This window comes from Halococcus sp. AFM35, assembly GCF_051195015.1.
GTDB lineage: Archaea > Halobacteriota > Halobacteria > Halobacteriales > Halococcaceae > Halococcus.
Genome location: NZ_JBNTJU010000029.1, coordinates 1 through 14,177 on the forward strand (window position 1 = coordinate 1; position 14,177 = coordinate 14,177).

10 protein-coding genes are annotated in these 14,177 nt (G+C 59.1%); 1 reads left to right on the top strand and 9 read right to left on the bottom strand.

What is annotated here, in order from left to right; all coding sequences use genetic code 11:
- Window positions 1–70: 70 nt before the first annotated feature.
- Window positions 71–1,231: a PstS family phosphate ABC transporter substrate-binding protein gene (locus tag ACQUQO_RS15470; protein ID WP_435079138.1), complete on the bottom strand. Its 1,161-nt coding sequence runs from the start codon at window positions 1,229–1,231 to the stop codon at window positions 71–73.
- Window positions 1,232–1,504: 273 nt separating this feature from the next.
- Window positions 1,505–2,416, bottom strand: coding sequence for a metallophosphoesterase family protein (locus ACQUQO_RS15475; RefSeq protein WP_435079139.1), 912 nt, complete (start codon window positions 2,414–2,416; stop codon window positions 1,505–1,507).
- Window positions 2,417–3,227: 811 nt separating this feature from the next.
- On the opposite strand from ACQUQO_RS15475, the gene ACQUQO_RS15480 reads away from it, so the two are divergent.
- Window positions 3,228–3,911, top strand: coding sequence for an IS6 family transposase (locus ACQUQO_RS15480; RefSeq protein WP_435079141.1), 684 nt, complete (start codon window positions 3,228–3,230; stop codon window positions 3,909–3,911).
- Between the two features lie 95 nt (window positions 3,912–4,006).
- Here the strand turns inward: ACQUQO_RS15480 and ACQUQO_RS15485 are convergent, their stop codons facing one another.
- From ACQUQO_RS15485 to ACQUQO_RS15515, 7 genes are all read right to left on the bottom strand, one after another.
- Window positions 4,007–5,848, bottom strand: coding sequence for an IucA/IucC family protein (locus ACQUQO_RS15485; protein WP_435079142.1), 1,842 nt, complete (start codon window positions 5,846–5,848; stop codon window positions 4,007–4,009).
- Window position 5,849: 1 nt separating this feature from the next.
- Window positions 5,850–7,220: a lysine N(6)-hydroxylase/L-ornithine N(5)-oxygenase family protein gene (locus ACQUQO_RS15490; RefSeq protein ID WP_435079144.1), complete on the bottom strand. Its 1,371-nt coding sequence runs from the start codon at window positions 7,218–7,220 to the stop codon at window positions 5,850–5,852.
- The gene (locus ACQUQO_RS15495) at window positions 7,213–7,848 is read right to left on the bottom strand and encodes a GNAT family N-acetyltransferase (protein ID WP_435079146.1); all 636 of its coding nucleotides are present in this window, start codon (window positions 7,846–7,848) and stop codon (window positions 7,213–7,215) included. The genes ACQUQO_RS15490 and ACQUQO_RS15495 overlap by 8 nt, the downstream gene beginning before the upstream one ends.
- Entirely contained in the window at window positions 7,845–9,650 is a 1,806-nt protein-coding gene (locus ACQUQO_RS15500; protein WP_435079147.1) for an IucA/IucC family protein, read from the bottom strand. The genes ACQUQO_RS15495 and ACQUQO_RS15500 overlap by 4 nt, the downstream gene beginning before the upstream one ends.
- Entirely contained in the window at window positions 9,647–11,134 is a 1,488-nt protein-coding gene (locus tag ACQUQO_RS15505; protein ID WP_435079149.1) for a pyridoxal phosphate-dependent decarboxylase family protein, read from the bottom strand. Before ACQUQO_RS15505 ends, ACQUQO_RS15500 begins: the two co-directional genes overlap by 4 nt.
- On the bottom strand, window positions 11,131–12,504 hold the full coding sequence (locus ACQUQO_RS15510; RefSeq protein WP_435079151.1) for a diaminobutyrate--2-oxoglutarate transaminase: 1,374 nt from the start codon (window positions 12,502–12,504) through the stop codon (window positions 11,131–11,133). The genes ACQUQO_RS15505 and ACQUQO_RS15510 overlap by 4 nt, the downstream gene beginning before the upstream one ends.
- 450 nt (window positions 12,505–12,954) lie before the next feature.
- On the bottom strand, window positions 12,955–14,100 hold the full coding sequence (locus tag ACQUQO_RS15515) for a tyrosine-type recombinase/integrase (protein ID WP_435079153.1): 1,146 nt from the start codon (window positions 14,098–14,100) through the stop codon (window positions 12,955–12,957).
- Between the last annotated feature and the right edge of the window lie 77 nt (window positions 14,101–14,177).

Genomic DNA, 14,177 nt, shown 5'->3' on the forward strand with positions numbered 1-14,177 from the left:
TTCTGATATTGTTGGATGCCATATGAGTGAAGGCGGTCACAGCGGTCGCTGATGGACCGATGCAGCCGGATTAGTTGGTCGAAGTAGTCGTGGCGCTGCTCGAATTCCCACTACTACTCGAATTGCCGCTCGCGCCGTAGTTGACCTGCTGGTCGGGTTCGGGGAGTTTGCTGCGCTGTTTCTTCCGGCGCTCGGGTGGCAGTTTGAAGTAGTCGTTCGCCTCGACGAATTGCTTCTGCCCGTACTCGGTGAGTAACATGTTGATGAACGCGGCTTCTTTCTTCGAGGTACCCTTCCACGTATAGCAATGCAAGTCCCGCGAGAGCGGGTAGCCCTTCGCGCCGAGGTTCTTGCCGAGCTTGTAGGTCGTCCCGTCGAGTTCGAGTGCGACTGCGGGGGCTTGACCGCCGACGAACGCGAGCGCCATGTAGGCGATGGCGTTGTCGCTCTGTTGGACGGTCGTCCTGACCTGTTGGTTCTGGCCGATGCGCGAGTCGCATTTGATGGGGGCGTCGGGGCTGCCAAAGAGGTTCGCCCGGAAGGCGGTGTCCGTCCCGGAGCCTTCAGCACGACAGATGACTTGGATCTCCTTGCTCGGTCCCGAGTAGCCGTCGACATTCTGCCAGTTGGTGATCTCGCCCTTGTAGATGGCTTTGAGCTGTTCGCCGGTGAGTTTGGTGACGCCCGCGTCGTAGATTTCTTTGCTGACGACGACCGGCTGGCCGTCGACGCCGACGACGTGGTCGGTGAAGTTCTGGTAGCTCTGGCGCTCGGGAAGTTCGTCCTGAACGGGCGCGCTCGAATCGCCGATGTCCACTTGTCCGTTCATCAACTTCTCGATGCCGGTGCCCGAGTGGCTGAGGCCAACGTTAACCGGGAATGGCGGCTGGCTCCCGCCGCTAGCTTCGAAGCCGTAGATGCCGGCGAAGAAATCCGCCATCCGTTTGTCGGTCTGAAAACCGTACTGGCTCGGTCCCCAGTACTCTTTGTCGTCAGCCGGCGGGTTCGAATTCCAGACCGACGCGCCGTTGCTCGTGATCGGATAGACTGTCGAGGAGCCGTCGGCGGTCAGTGGCCCGCTGGCTGCCTGCTGGGCACCGCCGCTGGTGTTGCTGTTCCCACTGCTCCCACTGGCGGCGCTTCCGTCCCCGGAACTGTTGTTACCGCCGCTCCCTCTGGTTCCTCCTAAGCATCCGGCAACCCCGATTGTCGTACTGGCACCGACTCCCATGAGGACACGGCGTCGTGTCGTTTTCTGCGTCATCACTGGTATCGTCCACTGTTGACTATATAATCGATGCTAATTTTGATATATCTATTTACATACGACACATTTCTCTATATATAGGTACATTCCCTGATGCTGCCGCTAGCGAATATCGGCAGGTCTGAGTGGCAGGTGATAGTGGAGATACTGTCTGGTTTGTTTGCAGTCTCTGTATCGATCGTACAGCCGCCTTGTGAATTCACCCCACCCACTGTGAGATCAAGGAACCAACAACCATCAAGGAGACGGATGAATAGGGGGATCGTGTGGTCGCAGTGCGGTTGGATTGGTTGTTTCATCGACCAATGGAAAGCGCCGAAAGTAGCCGTCGGCGGCCGCGCTGGCGAACGCCGTAGGGCGGTCACTACTCTGTTGAGCGCGTTGGTAGGCTTCTCCGAGGCCCTGTTGACCCACAAGTGGAAGCAACGAGATAGTGGTCCTGCGGGGCTCGACGTGAACGAGGAGCGCCGCCTGCGGGAACGAACATGCTGCCGGCGCGATCACCTGGCGAGCGTCCCCGATGTCGACCACCGCAGGCCAATGGACGTGTCCCGAAACCACGAGCGGGATATCATGGGCAGCAATCACGTCAGCGACTGCATCCGTGTTGCGAAGCCGGTAGTGCGAACTCGGCGAGAGCGCGTCAACCCCATTCGCAACCGACCCGACCGGATGATGCGTGATAACAATTGGTGTCTCAGCGCCAGCAAGCACTGTGTCAAGCCACTCCAATTGCGTCGGGGAGATCTTCCCGTCATGTGTTTCAGCAAGTTCCCCGTCAGGCATGGTAGCACTATTGAGCATAACGAGGTTGATTCCTGCGATTCGTACGATGGAGGGAAGCCCGCCGGGCGAGTATGTCTCGATGAATCGCTCAGTCCGGGGCGTATCGTGGTTGTCGAACGTCTTCGAGACGTCATGGTTACCTGGAACAGCCATAAATGGAATATCGAAATCGGCTACCAGTGCGTCGACTCGCTCGAACTCTGCTGGCGTTCCGTCTTTAGTGAGATCGCCAGTAGCAACAACCGCATCCACATCGAGCCGGTCGGCGTTTGCGAGCGCAGTTCGGAAGCGGTCTTCAGTTTGATGGAACATTTTCCACGTGCCTTCAGCCGTATCGGTCACATGTGGATCCGCGACCACCATGAACGTGGTCGAACGACCGGTTGGTCGAGCGAACCGCGCAAGCACTGGTCCTCGTCCACCGCTGTGGTCGTACATTGTGATCTCTACTGAAAGATGCCGATGACGGCTGTTTAGCGATTGTGTACGGAATTTGTACGCCAATCCGCTGTGCTATATTCACATGCGCAGCTACTGACCGACTGATTTTCATCGGGAGAGCGAGCGCAAATGCAGACGCCATACTCCCGATACCGCTCATGCCAGCAGGCATTTCGCCCGACGTGCTTACGAAGCCGATCTTCGCACTTTCCACTACGGCTAGATGAAATTAGGCCCAATGACTGCTCCTCATGAGAGCTATCGAGCGGTATAGAATATCTTGAGCGAGAACTTACCCGCTCGTGCCTCGCTTTTTCCAGTGCAATGCACACCTGTGATGTCTGTGCCGCGGCGCTCGGAAAGAGAGAACAGGATACTCCGATCACAGGAGCGGGTGACACCTATCGCGTTTGTTCATTCAATTGCGAAATAGTTGTCCGTGAGAGGCTTGTTCCAGCAGATGGTTCAGAACAGCCGAGTTTTGCGAGCGACCAGTTGGATTCGTTGACTCCTCTATGACCGTTTTCGAGACATCTTTCGGCCAGCAACCCACTCACCAACATTTGCAGTCTCCTGCCGCCCCACTGGTTTCATACCCAGACAACGTAGTACGATCCGATATCCACCAAAGGTGGTTGTTTCGATTGAGTTACTGAAATTGGAACTTCATCAAGGACGGCAGTGTCTAGTTGAGGTGGCTTGAGGAGTGAGCAGGCCGTAGCGAGCACTATCCATGAAACTCGCGGACCTGCTCAGAGAGACGTTGAACGTGGATTGTGATGAGGTTTGGGAGAATGAGCGCACCCCGACACCCGTCAGGGTATTCGGGGTGCGTCTCCATTCGATGGGTCTGTCGCTGCGGGAGATTGTCGCAGTATTCGACTGGCTTGGTGTAGATCGTTCTCACGGCGCGATTTGGAACTGGACGCATACGCTCTCAGAAACCCAGGCTGACCCGCCGACGGCGGGGCCGTCGCGGGTCGCCGTCGACGAGAAACAGATCACTGTCGATGGCGAGAAGAAATGGCTCTACGCTGCCATTGATACTGATTCGAAGTTGTTGCTCGATATCGAGGTGTTCAGCCGACGCGGGACCGATCCCGCGTCGGCGTTCCTTCATCGACTCACTACCAATCATGACGTCTCAGATACCGAATTTCTCGTCGACGCTGGTGGGTATTTGACCGCTCTCGCTCGGCGTGAATTGAGCGGTCACCTCGACTACAGCGAGCGGAATCTGATCGAGAAGGGGTCCCAGACGCTGACGATGCGCGTAGAGCGCTTCCACAACACGTGGATGGGCGGCGAAGCCAGCGCTGCGCGCTGGCTCGCCGCATTTGCCTTCTACTACAACTATCAGCGACCGGATCAAGCGCTCGATAACCGCACGCCAGTTGGGGAGGTGACGAACGTCTGACTAGACAGTACCTTGAGAATCAAAAATCCGAACCGAGAATGGTTATATTTTGCCGAGATACATCCCTTGAATCCGCTGTGACAGCGTATCGACCGTTAATCCTCGTTGACAGGATTGGCTTGCGTCACGTCGTCGGAACGTTCGTCCACGACTTCGTGGAGCGCGTTCGTGACCATCCCGTGTTCGGACGCATGAGGACGGCTGGGCGCGTCATCGTATCCATAGTCGAAGATACGGTTCCGATTGAGACTAAGTTTCGTGAACTCCGGCTGGAGCAGGTCGAACAGCTCGAAGCGCTCTTCGAGATCGGGAAATCGCGTCTGGTAGTCGAGAATCACGTTTCGCGCGTGCATCCAGAACTGTTCTTCTGGGTAGTCCTCGTGCTCTTCAAGGACATCTACGATGTACTGGAAGACGCAGATGAACAGTCCGGAGAAGATGAACTGGCAGAGTCCTTCAGGGGGCTCTTTTCGGAGCACATCGTGCATCTCGTTCGGAAGCGCCTCCAGTTCGGGGAGCGGCTGGTCGCTCACGTTCACGTCGTCGACGAAGTCCTTGACCGCGAGGCGCGTCGGGACACTATCTTCGACGACGAGAATCGTATTCTGACCGTGCGGGGAGAAGACCGTCCCGTAGCGATACAGGAAGTGTAGCAGTGGCGGGAGAACGGTATCAAGAAATTCTTCGAGCCACTCGTCAAGGGTGAGGCGCGACTGTTCAACGAGACGTGAGATGTAGGGTGTACCGTCACTGTCGACATGCATCAGTGCCGAGAGCGTGATTGCTTGCTCGTCGTCCTCAATGAAGGTGTCAATAGACTCGCGCCAGATGGCACCCAGCAACTCGTGGTACTGGTAGGGTGAGTTGTCGATGTCGGCGAAATCGGAGTGGTCATAGTTGATGCCCGCGATCTCCCCCGGAAGAACGAGGCCTTGGTTCTGGAGGAACTCGTCTCGTTCGTAGATTCCCTTAATATACTCGGTGACTGTCGGTGCGAGTTCCGTCCGTTCACCCGGTAGCCCACGCCAGACGAGTGTGTTGAGAATTCGCATGGGTACTTTCACGTGGTGTTTCTCATCGTTATCGATGTTGACGAAAGTGCGAACCGACTGCTGTGGGAGGTACTTGTCCGGCCCTTCACCGAGCGGGACAATCTCGTCAGCAGCGATATGGTCGGGAAACAGAGGAACGACACTGTTCTTCCACTGCCAATCGTGGACCGGCAGGAAGTAGTAAGCGTCCGGGTCAAGCTCTTGGGAGGCGAGGCGCTCACGGCATACATCGTAGTGATCACCAAGTTCACGTCGGACGAGCGAGTCGTGGGTGACGCTCTCTGTCCCGACGAATGTCGCGTTCTCCTTACTGACGGCGACCCACGAAAGCGTTATAGGCTCCTTCTGCTCGGGTGCGTATTCTTTGTAATCGTCGTATCCCCACCCGAGCCGGCCCTTGTTGTAGGTAATCCAGGGGTGGCCCGCCATCTCGCCTTCGAGGTGGGCGTAGTCAAGATTTGTGGGATCGAAGCCTTCGCGTCCTTGCTTACGCGCCTCAATGTGGGCATCTGCGAGAAGTGTCCGCTTGTACTCACGAACGAGATTCCCCTCCGTGAGCCCGCCGAGATTCGTGGTTTCACCGAGATCACGCAAAAGACGGAGCGGATCACCGAGGTCTTCCCACGTCTCGTTCGTGCGGCGTTCGATGGTGTCGTTGTAAACATGAAGTCTGTCCATCAGCCGTTCAGCGGCCACGAAGCGATAGCTGGCGTTTCCGAGATCGAAACGGTAGATGTCGCGGTCGCCACCGGATTCAAGCTTTCGTGGTGAGATGATCTCCTCGTAGGTGAACTCCTCGAGCATCTTCGTGAGGAGGCGGCGTTCGACCGTCTCCCATATGTCTGCGTCCAGTGCGTTCTGCAGCGTGGTATCGTTTGGATCCATGTTAGTCGTTCTGTGGCGGTGGAGTTGATTCACTCCCATCAGCACGAGAGGCACCGGGCGTGTGTTCGACAAACTGTTCGAGCGAGAAGTCCTGGTAGACGGTGTCGGTGTCTTCGGGGTAGACCTCGCGGCCGACGAGCCGATTGACGAACTTCGTGTTGCGATAACAGCCAAGTCCGAGGTCAGGGACGCCGACACCGTGGGTATGGAGTTCGGCATTCTGGAGAAAGACATCTCCAGCCACGTCGATAGCAAGGCGATGGTCCTCGGACACGGCGAAACGCCCCTGCTCGTCCCAGTTGATTGCGTCTTCGAGCGGTTCGAGGAACCCAGGAATCGGACGCTCGTAGCCCGTGCCGAGGATGACGACCTCGGTCTCGTGGACGAACGACTCGTCGGCTTGCCACTGGTGACAGTCGAGGGCGTAGGCATCGCCAACGGATTCGATGTCCTGCACGGCGGTCATCCCGAAGAGTCCAACGTCAGGGTCATGCTCACCGGTGGAGCGCCTGTAGAGCAGGTCGTAAATTTCGGCGCTGGTTCCCGGGTCGATACCCTTATACAGGTGGTCCTGATTCGGGATGAGGTCATTCTTAACTCGTTGGGGGAGGTCATAGACGTACTGTTCGTACTCGGGCGTGAAGTGCTGGAGACCGAGTTTCGAGTATTCCATCGGGAAGAAGCCATCCGAGCGCGTCAGCCAGTCGAGGCGGTAGTTGCGGTCAGATTGCCGTTCGAGGAGATCCTGAAACACCTCGGCGGCGCTCTGACCCGACCCAACGACCGTCACGGAGTCGGCCGCAAGGACGCGTTCGCGGGTGTGGTGGTATCGGGCGGTGTGGAAGACATCGCTCTCGGGGTGGCCCTGTAGGTGGCCGGGAATGTGCGGGCGCGAGCCGATGCCGAGTGCGAGGTGCTCGCCGCGGTACTCGAAGCGCTCGCCGGAATCGAGGTTTCGGGCGATGACGAGGTAGTGATCGCGTTCGTTGTCCCAACGGATTTCAGTGACCTTGCGCGAGAAGCGCGGCGAGTCGAGACTCTCGGCAACCCACCGAAGGTAGTCGTTGTACTCGCGGCGCGGTATCTGGAAGGTCTCATAGAAATAAAACTCGTAGATTCGGTCCGTCTCGCGCAGATAATTGAGATAGCTGTAGGGGTTCGTCGGGTCCGCGAGCGTCACGAGGTCAGCGAGGAACGGCACTTCGAGGCTCGTCCCTTCGAGAAGCATCCCCTCGTGCCAGTTGAACTCCGCATCTCGTTCAAGGAATACGGCGTTGACGTCTTCCTTGATATCGTCTAGCATGGCCGCAAGACCGAGATTGAACGGGCCGATGCCGATGCCGATGATGTCGTGGACTGTCGTTTCAGTCATCGACGCTCACCTCGTGCAGTACGGCTGCCATGTCGGTGGCCACGCTTGCTTCGAACTGTTCGCGCTTGCAGACCAACAACAAGGCGTCCTTCTCGGCCTCGTCGAAGCGAAATTCCATCCGTTGCTCGAACCCACACTGCTCGAAGACGTGGATGACACGCTCGTTGCAGGCGTCAGGTTCTGCAATTACCCGCTCGGTTTGGGAGTGGCGAAACTGCATGGCGACGACAGCCCGCAGTAGCGCGAGCGCATACCCGTTGTTCAGATACTCCTCCGGACCGATGAGGAGATGGATTCCTTGGTCGGTCGGGTCGGCGTCGTAGTGATTCGAAACGCCATCCTCGGCCGCCCAATAGCACTCCCAGTAGCTCATCGGAACGTGGTCGAGACACCCGATATAGGGCGTGAGGTGGCCATCGGCGAGTTTCTCTGCGAGGCGGTCGCGAAACACCGACAGCGGGAGGTCGAGCTGCCAGTATGGTTTCACATGGTCGCTCCCGAGCCACACGTGGAGACGACCCAAATCTCGCTGTAGGGTTGCTTGACGGAGCGAGACTGTCTTGTCGATGCTCCGGTCGTGGTGCTGGTAGTCGTATTCGGCCGCGATGATTGCGTCTGGTCCGGTCATGTATCAAGTTCGGTGACGAGTGGGTTCTTCACGTCCGTATAGACGGACTGGTTTTCGAGGTCGTTTTCGAGTTCATCCAATCCCCGAAAGCGCGTCAGCAGGTTTGCCTTGCAGGGGACCGTCTCGTCTTCGAGGAGCGGCCCGAGGAAATCCGACGAGGGCCGGTCGTAGCACTCGCGGGCGCGTTCGAGTTCCTTGCGGAGCAGGCCGAGCAGCCGTACCTCGCTGGCGACCCCCGCACAGCCGAGCGCGTTGACCACGCCGAGCGTGTTGTTCAAAATCACGTAGTAGCGCAGTCGCTCGTCGGCGATGGCGTCGGCACAGACCGTCCCCGCGCGCTCACCGACGCCCGGCAGGTAGTCATCGACGGCCGAGTATTGCGATTCGGGGAAGTAAAACCCCTGATTGTCGCGGTAGCGGAACTCGCTCGGGTAGCCGTCCTCGCCGAGAGTAAGCACCGCGTTCTGCTGGTGGGACTCGACGCCCACGCCTTGGACGAGATAGAGCCAGAGGACCGGCCGCACTGAGAGTTCGAGGTACTGGCGGAACCAGTCCGCGCTCACCTCGCTCGGCTCGCGCCCCTCGCGTTCGGCGATGGAATCCACGAGACGCCCCAGTCGTGATTTCCCCGCGATGGCGTCCTGACAAAGCGAAACCACCGGCGTTGCCTCGGCGTTACCTTGGAAGGGGTTGGACCGCAGCACCGTCTCAAGCCCCGATTCCTTCCCATTGCCCGCATCGAGCGCGAGGTATGCCGGGTCGCGGATGACGTTGAAGTTTGGGAACGCTGCGGCGAGTTCGTCGCCGAACGTGGTACCGAGGAGCTCCGCGACGGCGACGCCTCGTTCCAGTTCGGGACGTTTGTTCGTCCGGACGGAGTTGGTGATCGTCACGTTCAGCGAGGATTTCGCCATGAATGGCGCGTTCGGGCTGTAGAGTGTGCGGACGGAAGTCGTCGGGTAGAATTCGCGCCCGGCGCCCCCGAGGTGTTCGAGACCGTCACCGAGCAAGTCCCGAACGCGCGCGGTTTCGAGCAGATACTCGGCCTGCCACGGGTGGACGGGCAGGAGCACGTCGTCACCCTCGACGTGTTTGGCGACGAATGACGCGGATACCGTGGGGTCGTCACGCAGAGTCTCTTTCACCCATTGCGTCGCGCTCCGGTCGAGCGCCGAGTTGGCCGATACGAGACTGGGCTCAGCTCGAAAGTAGTGGAGCGGGAACGAGCCGCGAAGCTCCGGCGCGTACGTCGGCCGGTTTCTTGTGGCGATTCCTCGACGGCTCTTCGGCGTCGGGTGGCGGTGGTGGCCGAAGACGAGCGCCTGCTCGGCGTCACGGAACGAGAGTTGCTCGTGGTAAAGCCGTTCCTCGTCGCCATCACGCGCAGCGACGAACGATTCGGTGGTCCGTTTGCTTCGGAGGACGCGCTCCAGTAGTTCGTCCGGAACGGCGTCACCGTCTCGTGCGAGCGAGAGGTCCTTCACCACGACCGAAGCGAGCGTGGCTGCGTCCGCCGGGTGGGTTGTCCCATCAGGAAGGCGGTACCAGATGGGCGTCTCGAACAGGTGACGCTCCGTTGGGGAGCAGTGTTCGAGCGGCGCTAACAGGTCGATGCCCTGTGCGGACAAGCGGGCACGGAGTATCCCGTCGGGCCCGGGTTCGACGCCGGCCACGCTGTCGTCGTGGACCTCGTAGGCACTGGTCTCACGGAGATAGCAGTTGAGGAACGCGTGGACGGTGGCGATGTCGGCCCGTTCTACGGGATCGACACCGTCTTCCTCGTGTTCGACGCCGACACTCATGCCAGTATCTCCCGTTCCGAGACGACTCCCATGCCGCACTCTCGGATGGTCTCCAGCATCGCAGCGACATCGTCGAGCGTTGCGGTCGGGTTCAACAGCGTGAACTTCAGACTAGTCATTCCCTCGATTTCGGTCCGAGCGACGACAGCCCGCCCATCGTGGAGAAGTCGGCGGCGAACCGTGTCGTTCAGTCGATTCACTGTTCCGTCGCTCATTCCCTCACGCGGTCGATACCGGAAGACGACGGTGTTCAACGTCGGTTCGCCCAACAGCTCGAAATCGTCGGCAGAGTCGAGGAGCGACGCCGCACTGTCGGCGAGTTCAAGGGTTTCGTTGACGAGAGTCGCCATCCCTTCGCGACCGAGCGCCCGGAACGCGACGTACGGCTTCAGCGCGTCGAATCGGCGCGTCGTTTGGACCGACTTCGAAACGAGATTCGGGACGCCGGCCTCGTCGTGTTCTTCTGGATTGAGATAGGCGGCGTTACGCGCCATCCACTCGAAATCGTCGCCGTCGCGGAGAAGGAACGCCCCGCAACTAATGGGCTGATAGAACAGTTTGTGGAAATCAACGGCGATGGAATCCGCTCGCTCGATACCATCGAGCAAAGCATCGTGGTCGTCGGTCAGTGCGAGCGCGCCACCGTACGCCGCGTCCACATGGAACCACAGGTCGTGGTCGGCAGCCCGATCCGCGAGCCCATTAAGAGGGTCGATACTCCCGAAGTCAGTCGTGCCTGCCGTCCCGAGGAGTGCGAACGGTTCACCCTTCTGTGCTTCGAGAGCAGCGAGCGTCGCTTCAAGCGCGTCCAGGTTCATCCGACCCTCGTGGTCCGTCGGGACGGTGACGAGAGCGTCCTCGCCGAGACCGAGATGGTGTGCGGCCTGCTTCCCTGTGAAGTGAGAGTTTTCCGAACAGAGGATGCGAAACGAGTCGGCCGCCGACGGAAGTCCAGTAGTCTGTACGTCCTGACCGAACTCCCGATGACAGTATCGGTCTCGGGCGAGCAGAAGGGCCTGAAAATTCGACTGGGTCCCCCCGCTGGTGAAGACACCATCAGCACTGTCGGGGAACTCAAACAACTTACAAAGTGCATCGACGACCCGCTGTTCGAGGACAGTCGCGGCGGGTGCCTGGTCGAACGAATCGAGTGACTGGTTTGCCGCGGTGAGCATCGCCTCAGCCGCGAGGCCGGGAATCATCGGTGGGCACTGGAGGTGGGCTGCACACCGTGGGTTTGACGTGGCAACCGAATGGCGGAGCACGGTGTCAGCCACCTCGTCGATGGCGGTATCGAGGCCCGTCCCGTTCTCCGGGATGATTGGTTCCTCGAATTGGTCAGCAAGTGTTGCAGGGGACCGCCCCGAGTATGGATTTTCGTGAGTAGCGAAACTATCGAGGACGGCTTCGACTGCCTGCTGCATTGCTTCTCGGTAGGCGGTGTTGCCCGCCTCCGAGCCGAGGAACAACTCGTCCCCGTTCATGCTGTCACCTCAGCCGGGTCTTTCCCGGTGTTTGCAACGACAGCGACCGCTTCGGCGAAGATCGTGGCGATGTCGTCAATCTGCTTTTTCGAGACAACCAAGGGTGGGAGGAACCGGACAGTGGCGCTGTCGCGCTCACCGAGTTCAACGATAACCCCGCGGTCGAAACACTCGGCTTGGACGGCCTCCGCGAAATCGCCATCCGGAGCGTGGGGTCCTGCGCCCTGCCAGTTGGTGTCCGGGTCAACGAACTCGACCCCAAGCATCAGTCCACGCCCGCGAACATCTCCAATCGTATCGAAGCACTCGGCTGTGTCGGTGAGTTGGTCACGGAGATGAGCGCCTACTTCGGTGGCGTGGTCGTCAAGGTCGTTTGCAAGTACGTACTCGATGGTCGCCTCGCCAGCCGCCATTGCGAGTTGGTTGTCACGAAAGGTGCCCGCGTGAGCGCCCGGTTCCCAGACATCGAGTGACTCGTCATAGACGACGACCGCGAGCGGAAGCCCACCACCAATGGCCTTCGAGAGAGTGAGCACGTCGGGCGTGATATCCGCATGCTCGAAGGCATAGGTCTCCCCAGTACGACCGAGACCAGTCTGAATTTCGTCCACAATCAGGGGGATGTCGCGCTCGCGCGTGATGCGTCGCATCTCTCGGAGCCACTCAGCCGGTGCCGGGACCGCCCCTCCCTCGCCCTGAACCGGTTCGAGAATCATCCCGGCGGGGTCGGTGATGCCGCCGTCAGGGTCGCTGAGGAGGTTCTCGATGTAGGTGCTCGTGAGGTGGTGGCCCTCCTCACCACCTACACCTAAGGGACAGCGATAGTCGTAAGGGAAGGGAAGGTGGTGGACCTCGGACATCAGTCCCGTAACAGGCTCTTTGGCATCAGTGTCGCCCATCAGCGAGAGAGCACCGTTGGTCATCCCGTGGTAGGCACCCTGAAATCCCAACAAGCTTCGATTGCCGGTCGCCGTCTTCACAAGCTTCAGTGCTGCTTCGACAGCATCTGTCCCTGCGGGGCTACAGAACTGCACTTTCGCCGAGGCAGCGAAGTCCTCGGGAAGGCTTTCGAACAGTGTGTCAACGAACCGTTCTTTCGCTGGGGTCGAGATGTCAAGGGTGTGAATGGGACGGTCGGCACTGAAAACCCGTTCCATCGTCTCGACTACCTGCGGGTGGTTGTGGCCGAGCGCGAGCGTCCCTGCTCCTGCAAGGCAGTCGTAGTACTCGTCGCCATCCATGTCCGTTATGGTGACACCGTGAGCCTCCCGAATGGCTAGCGGAAGGTGTCGCGGATACGTCCGCGCGTTCGACTCCCGTTCGGCCTGTTTAGCGAGGATACCGCTGTTCCCGCTATCGAGATAACTCACTCTATGGTACCTCCATCGCGCGCTGGTTCAGGCACCCGGTGCGATTGTTGTCGGTTCTCGTCTGCGCCATACAGTATTTTAGGCTCTCCTAAAACGGCATAAATCCGGCGAATTTTAGGCGTGCCTAAACCAAAGAAGGCTCACATATCACCAGCTCTGGATAGCGATTGGGTAGTGACACTAAATCCGGAGAGTGGATATCGACCTTTGTTTTCGCCCAGTCGATAAACTTGCTGAGGATGCGTTCGGCGTTCTGATAGTATTACTAGTCTCATTGGCTTTCGATTTGGCGAGCAGGTAGTCGTTGAGTGTGCTGTCGATACGTGTTTCCCGGGTTTCCGTCAGGAGAAGGGTTGTTCTGTGGAGGCTCGTTTCGTGCTTCGACGATAGCGCGGTAGTGGATAATACTCGTGATTTATCGGATACTCGCGAGAGTGGACCGCGACAACCTCATTCGCTGTTGGAATCATCTTGCTGATCAGCTTCTTCGAAGGCGCTGGTCATCTGATCGGCGAGTTCGCCGGCTTCGATATGCGAGTAGTGTTCGCGAACGACCTCTTCAGAGTTGTCGAGTGCTCGGGCAGCGGCCGCATGGCCCGACGTGCGCACGAGGACCTCGCCAGCACCGCGCCGGGCACCATGAGGCATCAGGTACTGTTCGTCGTCATCGAGTTCGATATCTGCCTCCTTGCAGAGGCGTTTGAGGATCTGTCGTCCTGCGTCAGTCGTTATCGACGGTGGTTCGATGTCGTACTGAACGCAGACCTCGATCAGCGAACGGTCGGCACGCATCTCTTCGATCTCCGTGTCGGTGTACCCACGACGATCCAGCTCGTCCATTACTCGTCGAGAGAGTGTGGGGCGATGAAACGAGGGAAACACTGGCCAGCTCTCGCTCGGTACGTCCAGTACTTCCCGATACATCTGTAGCGGGTGGATTACCGGTTTGGGGAGACCTCGGTCGTCGAGGCGCTGCTTCTTGGCGAATACGGTTGCATAGCGATCTTCGAGATGGACATCCTCCCACCGAAGTCCTTGGCGTCGTTCGTCGCTTCGGTCTCGCAGTATCTCTGCACCGCGTACGCCGGAGTATGAGAGGAGATACACCAGAGCGCGATCACGGCAGGTTTTGATCGCAGCTCCTCGGTCCTCACCGACGTTGTCGATGGCAGTGCTGGCTTGTTCATCAACGTGTCCAGTGAGCTGCTGGCGATCCTCAGCAGACCAGGCCTGCTGGTCGCCGCTCTTGTGATTTCCATCGTCCGGGATGGGTTCAGTAGCGTTGCGCCGCTGTGCGACGTTCTCGGCGAGGTGGCCTTCACGGACGGCCCAGCCACAGAACGCCGAGATGTACGCGTAGTAGGTGCGCACCGTACCTGCAGTCCAGCCCTGACGAGTGAGGTGACGCGCGTACTCGCGAAGGTGTCCCGAGTCCAACTCGCCGAACGTCGTCGGACTGTCCTCGTGCTCGGCGAGGAAACCGACGAATCGATCGAGCTCTCGACTCGCGTCTTCCCGGTAGTTACCGCTCTCGCCGCCCTTTCCTTTGCCTTTGTCCGTCAGGAAGTCCTCGATGACTGCATTGATGCGTACCACGCTATGCGCCTCCGCTGGGTTCGCTAGTTCGATTGCTGTTCTCGGGACGAGTAAGCCGGGTTCTGAGCCGTGGCATT